Here is a 10,330-nt window from a genome sequence, read left to right on the forward strand (position 1 = left end):
TTTAGTTTGGATAAGATCGCGGTAAATAACGCGAAAAATAGTCTGCGGACACGCCCATCCGCACCAAATTCTCCCGCCTAGCGTCGTCATGAAAAATATGAATAAAAATAAAATTATAAACAAAAACGGCAATAAATACAGCTCTTGCATATCGAATTTTACGAAAAACAAATGCAGCGCGCTCTTATCGAAGCTTAGCAAGAAAAAATGGTTGCCGCCGAATTTTAAAAACGGCAAAAATATCGCCGTAATCGTGATTATAAAAAAAGTAAAATATCTTTTGGTTACGAATTTTTTCATTCGCGCGCTTTCCTTACGAAAAAACAAATTTATGTTATTTTAAGTCGCGATTATATTCTCGCCGCAGTTAAAATTTGCTAAATTTAAAATTTTTTAGCTATAATCGCCACTCATTTTAAACGAAAGGTGGTGAGGACGTTGCCTGGTATCAAGGTACATCCTAACGAGTCTTTTGACGAAGCTTACAGAAAATTCAAAAAGCAAACCGACCGTAACCTAGTCGTTACCGAAGTTCGCGCTAGACGCTTTTTCGAGCCTATGACCGAAATTCGCAAGAAACAAAAAATCGCGGCTCGCAAAAAAATGCTTAAACGCCTGTATATGCTTAGACGCTACGAATCTAGACTCTAACCGAACTCCGACCTTGAAAAAGGTCGGTTTAACCCTTATTTTAGCCTTCTTTGTTATAATTGCCCCGTTTTTAATTTAAATTTTAGGATTTTTATGCAAAAGCTATCCGTTAGCGAAGCCGCAGAAATTTTAGGCATAACCAAAGAGGCCGTCTATAACCGCATACGGCGCGGCTCGCTAAAATCACTAGAAAAAGACGGACAAAAATTCGTAATCCTAGAAAAAGAGCCGGAAAACCAAAACCCAAAAAGCGCGCCTAAGCCCCGAAAAAACGCGAACGAGAGCGAATTCGTAAAATACTTGCTAAACGAACTAAACGAGCTAAAAGCGCAAAATTTGAGCCTGCAAGGCGATAAAGAGCGACTCTTTAAAGAAAAAGAGCAAATGCTAATTACGAGCAAGCAAGAAATTTCGCAAATTTATAAAGAACGCGACGAGAAACTAACGGCGTTTTTAAACGCGATGCAAAAGCCGTTTTTAACGCATAAAGACGAGCCCGCGATAGAAGCGGTAATCGAAAACGAAAGCGAGCGCGCGGGTGAAAAAGAAAAAAAATGGCAAAATTTGAGCGAATTTTTACGCGAGCGAAATTTAGATGCCAAAACGCGCAAAAAAGCGCAAAAGGCCCTAATAAAACATATCGGACGAAGCAAATTTATAAAATTTAAAGACGGCGTAATTTTAATTAGAAAAAACAAAACGTTAAAAGAGGTAATAAATGAAACACGTTAAAAAAATCGCGACTTACGCGGCGATAGGAGGATTTGGCGCTGTAGTAGCGGCGGGACTTGCCGGATGCGGCGATAGCGAGCAAAACGGAAGCGAAACGCTAAAAGAAGCGGCGCAAAAAACGGGAGCGTTCGTAATAATCGAAGAAACCGCGCCCGGCAAATACAAGGTGCTAGAAGAGTATCCCAGCAGTGAAACGCGCGTGGTCTTAAAGGATATGAACGGTACCGAGCGGGTGCTTAGCAAAGAAGAAATGAATAAGCTAGTCGCCGAGGAAAACGCCAAAATAGACGCGGGAACGTCGAATTTAACGAATCCCTCCGCGCAAATTTCAAGCGGCGGAATGAGCCTGGGCGAGACGCTTTTAGCTTCGGCGGCCGGCGCCATCATCGGCAGCTGGATCGGAAATAAGCTATTTAACAACCAAAATTTCCAAGCCCAGCGCCAAAATTCATACAAAAATCCGACGACGTATTCGCGTAGCGTAGATAGCTTTAATAAAGCTAAGCAAAGCAGCGCGAGTAGTCCCAAGGGTAATACTAGGAGCGGATTTTTCGGTGGCTCGGGAGGCAGTTCGTCGTCATCGAGTTCGTCGAATTCTTACGGCGGGTAAATGTGCGCCGCGCCTAGCCGCGCCCGTGCTTCCGCTCGTTGTTTTACGCTCGAAATTCGGCGAAATTTCGGGTTAAATCTTGAACGCAAATTTCCGTAAACAAATGGGCGGACGGCATAACTCGGCGAAATCCGCGCGCTCTAAATGCGAAATCTATCCGTCAAAATCGAGCCAAAAACAAAAAATCTTAAATTTCGGAGAAAAAATGATAAATCTTAAAAAAGTCCAACCGCTAACGAACGAGTTTATGGAGCAAATCGGCTTTGCGTGGCACACCGACGCAGACGGCAGCGGCTACGTCGCGGACGAGATCGTGGAGGTTAGTCCAGGCGAGGCGGAGGCGTATTATAACGCCGCAAACGAGCTTTACGATATGTTCGTCGCAGCCGCGCAGCACGTCATCGACAACAATCTTTTTCACGAAGTAGGCATCCCGTTTAACCTCGTCGAACTCGTCAAGCAAAGCTGGGAAAACGAAGTTTGCTGGCATCTTTACGGCAGATTCGACCTTGCGGGCGGCCTAGACGGCAAACCTATAAAGCTCATCGAATTTAACGCCGACACGCCTACCGCGGTATTTGAGACGGCGATCATCCAATGGGCGATGTTAAAATTTAACAAAATGGACGAAAGCAGCCAGTTTAACGACCTTTACGCCGCGCTTACGGAAAATTTCAAGCGCCTCGTCGTGCTAGACGGCGATACGGACGAATTTTCGAGGTATTACGAGGGCTGGAAAATTTTATTTAGTTCGGTAGCGGGCAGCATCGAGGACGAAAATACCGTGCGCCTACTTCAAAGCGCGGCTAGCGAGGCCGGATTTACGACTGATTTCGCTTACGTAAACGAGGTCGAATTTAGCGACGAAAACGGCATTTTTAAAGGGGACGAAAATTTCGAATACTGGTTTAAGCTCGTGCCGTGGGAGGATATCGCCGTGCAAGAAGGAGAGCTTGCGCTAATACTTAAAAATATATGCGCCGCCAGAAAAGCCATCGTGCTAAATCCAGCTTATACGCTTATTTTTCAAAGCAAAGCGATACTTAAAATTTTGTGGGATCTCTATCCTAACCACCCGCTTTTACTCCGCGCGGACGACAAGCCCCTTAGCGGCGTAAAATGCGTAAAAAAGCCGATTTTCGGGCGCGAGGGTGCGAACGTAAGCATAATAGAAGCGGGCGGCTCGGTCAGCGCGCAAAAAGGCGGCGACTACGGAGCGAACCGCGCGATCTATCAGGAATTTTACGAGTTTAACAAAGACGGAGCGGGCGATAGCTACCAAGCGGGCGTATTTTTCGCCTACGAGGGCTGCGCGCTGGGATACCGCAAAGGCGGCGAAATTTTGGATAACTACTCCAAATTCGTAGGACATTACATAAAGGATTAGGCTTGAAAATCGTTTGCCTAGATGCCGCGACGCTGGGCGCGGACGCGGATTTGAGCATATTTGAAAAGCTAGGCGATTTTACGCGCTACGAGACGACCGCGCCGGAACAAACCGCGTTACGCCTACAAGGCGCGGACGTCGTTATCACCAATAAAGTCGTAATAGATCGCGCCGTAACGGACGCGACTAGCCTAAAACTAATCTGCGTAAGCGGCACGGGCGTAAATAACGTAGATCTAGCCGCCGCGAAAGAGAAAAATATCGCCGTAAAAAACGTCGCGGGCTACTCGACTAATAGCGTTACGCAGCATACTTTCGCCTGCCTTTTTACGCTGCTAAATCGGATAAAATTTTACGGCGACTACGCGCAAAGCGGCGAGTGGGTAAAAAGCGAAATTTTTACTAATCTTAGCGCGCCGATAACCGAGCTTAACGGCAAAAATTTCGGCGTCGTAGGACTGGGCGAGATCGGGCGGAACGTCGCTCGTATCGCCGCGGCCTTCGGCGCGAACGTAAGTTATTATTCCACTAGCGGCGCTAATACGAACGCCGAATTTAAAAGGCGAAATTTAGACGAGCTTTTGCAAAACTGCGACGTCGTTAGCATCCACGCCCCGCTAAACGAAAATACGCGAAATTTAATTAAAGAGCGCGAGCTAAATTTAATGAAAAAAGGCGCGGTGCTTATGAATTTCGGACGCGGCGGCATCGTGGACGAAAGCGCCGTAGCCCGCGCGGTAGACGAGCGAAATTTGCGCTTTGCCGCAGACGTTTTAGAGCGCGAGCCTATGGCCGAAAATCATCAGTTTTTAAGCGTGAAAAACGGGCAAAATTTGCTAATCACGCCGCACGTAGCGTGGGGCAGCGTCGAAGCGCGAAAAACGCTTATTAAAAAGATCGCCGAAAATATCGAAAATTTCGTAAAAGAGCGCGGATAATGGGATACGACGTAAGCTATCACGCGATTAGCGAAGCAGAAATTACTCAGTGGTATTTCGCGCCTTTAAAACTTGCGCGAAAAGGCGAATTTGGCGCCGTTTTATCGCTGGCAAAGCAAAGCGGCGTAGAGGAATTTTACGCGCAAAAATATAAAGATACGTTAAGCGCGGCGCTAGAATACGGCTCGGACGCGGATTTTAACCAAACGCACGGATTTTGCGTCGCGGTCGCGCAGGGATTTTTTAGAAAATATTTTTATACGCGCGGTACGGCGTTTAGCTTTTTAGCGCGGCAAAACGCAAAATTTCAAAGCTATATCGGCAACTGGCGCGAAATTTTGCCGAGCGAATTTTTAGAAAATTTTAACGGGCAAATCCATAACGAAATCACGCAAAACTACTGCTGCGGTGCGTATATAAACGCGCAAAACGTAGCAAGTCTAAAAGCGCGCTACGATGCGGGCGGCGAAATAAAAAGCATGCTGGACGAATTTTATGCGCAAAATTTACCCGCGTTTTTAGACGCGTTAAATTTCGCGGCGCGGCTTAAAACGGGGCTACTCGAAGCTACCGAAGTCATCGAGCCAAACCCGCTTGATCTAAATACTTCAAGCTCTTATTCAAATCTTTTTAACTGCGATCCGCAGGGCGCGATCATCTACGCGCAAACCGCGACGCGGCAAATCGGCGAAGCGATAGAGCGCGATAAAGCAAACGAGAAAAAGTCGCTTTTTGATAGATTTAAAGGACTTTTTAAATAATTTTGAAAGGATGAAAAATGGCAGACGAGCATAGTTTCGACGTTAGTGCGGCGGTAGATATGATGGAGGTTAAAAACGCGCTGGAAGCGGCAAAAAAAGAGGTCGGCGCAAGATATGATTTTAAGGGACTTACGGCTACTATCGAGCTAAACGAAAAGGATAAAAATATCGCGCTTTTAAGCAGCTCGGATAACAAAATCGACGCGCTAAAAGACATCGTGATCTCAAAACTAATCAAGCGAAATATTCCTCCGGTAGCCGTTAGCGAGGGCAAACGCGAGAGCGCTAGCGGCGGCAATGTAAAGGCGACGCTAAAACTAAACGACACGCTAGACGGCGAAAACGCGAAAAAAATCACCAAAGCGATCAAGGACGCCAAACTAAAAGTAACGGCGGCGATCCGCGGCGAAGAGGTGCGCGTAACGAGCAAGTCTATCGACGAACTACAAGAGTGTATTAGGCTGATTAAAGGGTTAAATTTGGAACTTCCGATAAGTTTTAGGAATTTAAAATAGCGCGCTTTGCTTTACTATACCGTCGCCTTCTTAAAATTTTTGCTCGGCCATTGCGGATAAAGCGACCTCTGGCGCAAAATTTTAAGTCGCTTAGCCTAGCTTGGCGAGATACTTTCGCTTATATTTTTGCGCTCGAATTTTTGCGAATTGGGCGAAATTCAGGGTTAAATTTTGGCAAAACGGCGAATTTTGGGCGTAAATTTCGTTTCGCGCGGCGATCAAACGAAGTAAATCTTAAAGGAATATTTTGAAAAATTTTATCTTTACGGCGCTATTTTGCGCGGCGATTTCCGGCTTTTTTGCCGGTTGCGCGCTGCTTGAAGGGCCTAAAAATATCGAAGAGCTAAGCGGCGACGAAAAAATAAACGAGTGCATAAAGCTTCACGCTCATGTAAAATCGCTCGAATCGCACCTGCTAGATATCGATAATTGCTACGCGAACCCGAGCACGGCGAACGATTGCGTAGAAACTTACGACGAGTTAGTACGGTCGGTGGCGTACTTTAACAAAGTCTGCGCAGACGAAAATGCAAATGCCGTAAAGCCCAAACTGCCGCGCTCTAAATTTTAGCGCTTCCGTGCGGCGCGAAAATTTTTTACGAAATTTCGTAAAATTTTTGCCCTTTTTCAAGGCGGGATTAATAAAATTTTGGCTATCCTTACAAATTATTAAAAAAAGGTAATTAATTATGGGTTTTAAAAATATCATCGAAAATTTTACCGTAAATTACGCGCATAACTCCATTCAAAGGTCGCTTTATAACGAATTTAACGTGAAAATTTTAAGCGAGGGCGAAAAATACGTAAAAACTCCGCGTGAAGGAAAAAAATACATGCTCTACGCGCACGTGCCATTTTGCCACACGTTTTGCCCGTATTGCTCGTTTCACAAATATCATTACGAACAAGAACTCGCCAAAATTTACTTTGAAAATTTACGCGCCGAAATGCGCCGAATCAAGGATGCGGGATTTGACTTCGCCTCGCTTTACGTTGGCGGCGGTACGACGCTAATCAACGAACCCGAGCTTGAAAAGACGCTAATTTTAGCCAAAGAGCTTTTTAGTATCCGCGAAATTTCCGCGGAAAGCGATCCTAATCACATTTCTCCCGAAAGCTTAAAGCGATTTGACGGGCTAATAGACCGCCTAAGCGTGGGCGTGCAAAGCTTCGACGACGAGACCTTGCGCCGCGTCGGACGCTACGAGAAATTCGGCTCGGCGGCGCAGGTGCGCGAAAAACTCGAAAAAGCGCTGGGGTTAATACCCGCTATTAGCCTCGATCTAATCTTTAACCTACCCAATCAAACGCGCGAGCAGCTAATCAACGACATCGCGGTCGCAAAGGCTATCTCGCCCGAGCAAATCACGCTATATCCGCTAATGAAATCAGAGCTCACGCGCGAAAATATAGCGCGAAGCCTGGGCGTTTCAGATAGCGATAACGAGCGGGAATTTTACGAAATCATCGTCGGCGAGTTTAAAAAAGGCGGCTACGTTCAAAACAACGCATGGGGCTTCGCGCGCGAAAATTTAAACGCTCTGCGCGACGAATACGTGGGATCAAATCACGAATACGTGGGCGTGGGCAGCGGCGCGTTTAGCTTTTTAAACGGCGAGCTGATAATAAACGCCTTTAACCTTCTTGAATACGGACGCCGCGTGAATAACGGCGAGAGCGCCGTCATCGCCAAATGCGGCTTTTCTAGGCGCGAGCGGCTAAAATATATATTTTTAACCCAGCTTTTCGACGGCTGCGTCGATATCGCCCGCTACGACGCGTGCAACGCCGCAAACATCCGCAAAGAGCTATTCGTCGAGCTAAATTTGCTTAAATTAGTCGGCGCGATCTACGAGCAAGACGGCTGTATCAAACCTACGTTTTTCGGGCGGTACGTCTGCGTGGTCTTAATGCGCGATTTTTACGCCGGTATGGATAAGGTGCGCGCGATATTTAAGGACGACGCGCGTATAAAACGCGGTAAAAATTTGCGAATAATGGGAGAAAATACGCAAGCAGATTACGAACAAGCTATCACGCGACCGCGAGCAGCCGTTTAAACGCCAAGCGCAAATTAAAGCAGCGATTTAAACAAAATCCGCCCCGCCCCCGTCGCTTGAAATTTAAAAAATTTTAGCTAAAATCTATCAAAATTTTAGGGCGACGGATGATTAATTCTCTCATAAAAGACAATATTTTCGGCATCGTAAAAATCGTAATTTTAACGCTTATTTTTAGCGCGCTGGGTATCGGAGCGCTTTCTTTTATCAACGAGCGATTGCTCGGCGCTAAAAGCTACGATTTCGCGCTCGCGGCGCAGTTTTTGGCGATTTTGGCGCTATTTTTCATAGCCTCGGTTAGCGCAAACGTCGCGCTTACTAATTTCGGGCACAAGCTGGTTTACGAGATTAGACGGCGGCTAGTAAAGCAAATTTTAGATACCGCCGACGAACGAATAGACGCCGTAGGCAAAGCAAAGCTAATCGCCTGCCTAAACGGCGATATCCGCACGATTTCGTTCGCGTTTATGAGCGCGCCGGGGCTTATTCAGGGTTCGGTTTTTATCGCGGCGGCAGGGGCTTACCTGTGCTACGTCTCGCCGAAGCTTTTTGCATTCGTATCCGTCTGGATCGCCGTTACGCTGGGCATAAGTACCTTTTTGATGAAAAAAATGCACGTCTTTTTTACGTCGGCTAGACGCGAAGACGACGAACTGCAAGCGCGCTACGAAGAGGCGGTCTCGGGACACCGCGAGCTCACGCTAAATCGCGACCGCGCGCGGATATATTTTAGCGAGTTAGACGTCGCGGCGTCCGCAAAGCGCGTTAGCATGACCAAGGCCGACGTCTACCACGCGCTTTGCGATAATTTCGCAAACGTTATGCTACTAGGCGTCGTGGGAATGTGCGTATTTTTGTGCGCGGCGCTAGGCTGGGCTAGCCTGCAAACGGCGGTCACGGCCGGCCTTACGATACTGTTCTTGCGCGGCTCGCTAATCGCGATGGTAGCCGCCGTGCCTACCGCGCTAAACGCAAAGGTTAGCCTAGATAAAATTTCAAATCTAAATTTGCAAGAATTTCGCGAAGATTTCGGCGTTTGCGCGCCGCTAAACCCGAGCTGGAAAAGTATCGAACTAAGGGGAGTAAATTTTAACTACGAAAACGAGGGTTTTAGCCTAAAAAACGTAAATTTTACGCTGCGGCGCGGCGAGCTAGCGTTTTTAATCGGGAAAAACGGCAGCGGCAAAAGCACGTTTTTAGACGTTCTTTGCGGACTTAAAATCCCGAGCGGCGGCGAAATTTTACTCGACGGCGAGCGCGTAGAAAGCCGAAATTTACGCGCTTATCAAGCAAATATTAGCGCGGTTTTGGCGAATTTTTACCTATTTTCGCAGACGCTAGGCGCACTGGGCAAACAGGCGAACGAGCGCGAAATAGACGAGCTTTTAGCGATACTTGAAATGGATAAAAAAGTAAGCGTCATTAACGGCAAATTAAGTCGCACCGAACTCTCGCAAGGTCAGCGCAAGCGCCTTAGCCTGCTAATCGCATTGCTAGAAAGCCGCTCGCTGCTCGTGCTGGACGAGTGGGCGGCGGACCAAGATCCGGTATTTAAGCGCGTCTTTTACCGCGAAATTTTACCTAGCTTACGCGAGCGCGGCGTTACGATTTTAGCCATCAGCCACGACGACGCGTATTTTGACGTCGCGGACCGCATTATCTTAGCGCGAAACGGCGTAATCCGCGAACTAAAAGAGGGCGAGCGAGAAAGCGCTAGCAAAGACGCGGTAGAAAAGCTGCAAGAAAGCTAAAATTTTATAATTAGTTACTTTTTTACACGCTTTATAAGCCTAAAAAGCGTATAAAACGTAATTAAAGCCAAAATTTTATAGAATTAATAAAATTTTCAAAGGTCTAAAATGTCTCACGCCGACGTAGCGCACCCGTATTTCGGGGCTTTCGTAATACTTTTTGCAGCCGCTTGCTCGTTTAGCTTGATAGTTTTTCTATCGTCTAAAATCGGTCGCAAGCTCGCTAACCGCAATACCCAGCGGCTGAAACTTTCGATCTACGAGTGCGGCCCGCAGGTAACCAAGCAGCCCAACAAGATAAACTTACACTATTTTATCTACGCGATTTTATTTATACTGTTTGACGTCGAGGTGATTTTTATGTATCCGTGGGCGGTAGATTTTAAGCTTTTAGGCGCGTTCGGGTTTATCGAGATGTTACTTTTCGTAACGCTTTTAGCTATCGGCTTTATCTACGCGTGGGGCAAAGGAGTATTTACGTGGCAAAGCATCAAGTAAATTACGCCGCAAACGGCGGACTGCCCGTGGTTTTAACGACCGTAGACAAACTCGTGCAATGGGGACGCAGTAACTCGCTGTGGGCGCTAAGCTACGGGCTTGCGTGCTGCGCGATCGAGATGATGGCTAGCGGCGCGAGCAGATACGATTTCGACCGCTTCGGTACTATTTTTAGAGCCTCTCCGCGCCACTCGGAAGTGATGATAATCGCGGGTACGCTAACCAAAAAACACGCCGAATTCACCCGCCGCCTCTACGACCAAATGCCGGAACCCAAATGGGTCATAAGCATGGGAAGCTGTGCGAACACGGGCGGTATGTTTAATACCTATTCGACCGTTCAAGGCGTAGATAGGATAATCCCCGTAGACATCTATCTGCCCGGCTCGCGCCGCTAGCCATCATCTCGATCGCGCAGCACGCAAGC

General features: G+C 47.1%; 12 protein-coding genes and 1 pseudogene. 12 read left to right on the top strand and 1 reads right to left on the bottom strand.

Going from position 1 to position 10,330, the window contains the following annotated elements; genetic code table 11:
* Positions 1-300 (bottom strand): 4Fe-4S binding protein (locus QZ147_RS06300; protein WP_295148303.1); only part of this gene is annotated, 300 nt, incomplete at its 3' end.
* Between the two features lie 138 nt (positions 301-438).
* Here QZ147_RS06300 and rpsU point away from each other — a divergent pair.
* The 12 genes and pseudogenes from rpsU to QZ147_RS06360 form a co-directional block, all read left to right on the top strand.
* Complete coding sequence (gene rpsU / locus QZ147_RS06305) at positions 439-651, top strand: 30S ribosomal protein S21 (protein WP_295148330.1); 213 nt, start codon at positions 439-441, stop codon at positions 649-651.
* A 93-nt stretch (positions 652-744) separates the two neighbouring features.
* Positions 745-1,383: a helix-turn-helix domain-containing protein gene (locus QZ147_RS06310; protein WP_295148306.1), complete on the top strand. Its 639-nt coding sequence runs from the start codon at positions 745-747 to the stop codon at positions 1,381-1,383.
* Entirely contained in the window at positions 1,370-1,993 is a 624-nt protein-coding gene (locus tag QZ147_RS06315) for a UPF0323 family lipoprotein (protein ID WP_295148308.1), read from the top strand. The genes QZ147_RS06310 and QZ147_RS06315 overlap by 14 nt, the downstream gene beginning before the upstream one ends.
* A gap of 205 nt (positions 1,994-2,198) precedes the next feature.
* Positions 2,199-3,380, top strand: a complete 1,182-nt coding sequence (locus QZ147_RS06320; protein ID WP_295148309.1) for a glutathionylspermidine synthase family protein — start codon at positions 2,199-2,201, stop codon at positions 3,378-3,380.
* 2 nt (positions 3,381-3,382) lie between these two features.
* The gene (locus QZ147_RS06325) at positions 3,383-4,318 is read left to right on the top strand and encodes a D-2-hydroxyacid dehydrogenase (RefSeq protein ID WP_295148311.1); all 936 of its coding nucleotides are present in this window, start codon (positions 3,383-3,385) and stop codon (positions 4,316-4,318) included.
* Complete coding sequence (locus tag QZ147_RS06330) at positions 4,318-5,079, top strand: hypothetical protein (protein ID WP_295148315.1); 762 nt, start codon at positions 4,318-4,320, stop codon at positions 5,077-5,079. The genes QZ147_RS06325 and QZ147_RS06330 overlap by 1 nt, the downstream gene beginning before the upstream one ends.
* Positions 5,080-5,096: 17 nt before the next feature.
* Positions 5,097-5,594, top strand: a complete 498-nt coding sequence (locus QZ147_RS06335; RefSeq protein WP_295148316.1) for a YajQ family cyclic di-GMP-binding protein — start codon at positions 5,097-5,099, stop codon at positions 5,592-5,594.
* 247 nt (positions 5,595-5,841) lie between these two features.
* Complete coding sequence (locus QZ147_RS06340; protein ID WP_295148319.1) at positions 5,842-6,165, top strand: hypothetical protein; 324 nt, start codon at positions 5,842-5,844, stop codon at positions 6,163-6,165.
* 118 nt (positions 6,166-6,283) lie between these two features.
* The gene (locus QZ147_RS06345) at positions 6,284-7,654 is read left to right on the top strand and encodes a coproporphyrinogen III oxidase family protein (RefSeq protein WP_295148322.1); all 1,371 of its coding nucleotides are present in this window, start codon (positions 6,284-6,286) and stop codon (positions 7,652-7,654) included.
* 107 nt (positions 7,655-7,761) lie between these two features.
* Positions 7,762-9,405, top strand: a complete 1,644-nt coding sequence (locus QZ147_RS06350; RefSeq protein ID WP_295148323.1) for a multidrug ABC transporter permease/ATP-binding protein — start codon at positions 7,762-7,764, stop codon at positions 9,403-9,405.
* 108 nt (positions 9,406-9,513) lie between these two features.
* Positions 9,514-9,903, top strand: coding sequence for an NAD(P)H-quinone oxidoreductase subunit 3 (locus QZ147_RS06355; RefSeq protein WP_295148326.1), 390 nt, complete (start codon positions 9,514-9,516; stop codon positions 9,901-9,903).
* Positions 9,885-10,289: pseudogene (locus tag QZ147_RS06360) on the top strand (NADH-quinone oxidoreductase subunit B family protein); the annotation flags it as partial. The gene QZ147_RS06355 and the pseudogene QZ147_RS06360, both read left to right, overlap by 19 nt.
* Positions 10,290-10,330 lie beyond the last annotated feature (41 nt).

The sequence above is a fragment of the uncultured Campylobacter sp. genome (genome assembly GCF_905371695.1).
Lineage (GTDB): Bacteria > Campylobacterota > Campylobacteria > Campylobacterales > Campylobacteraceae > Campylobacter_A.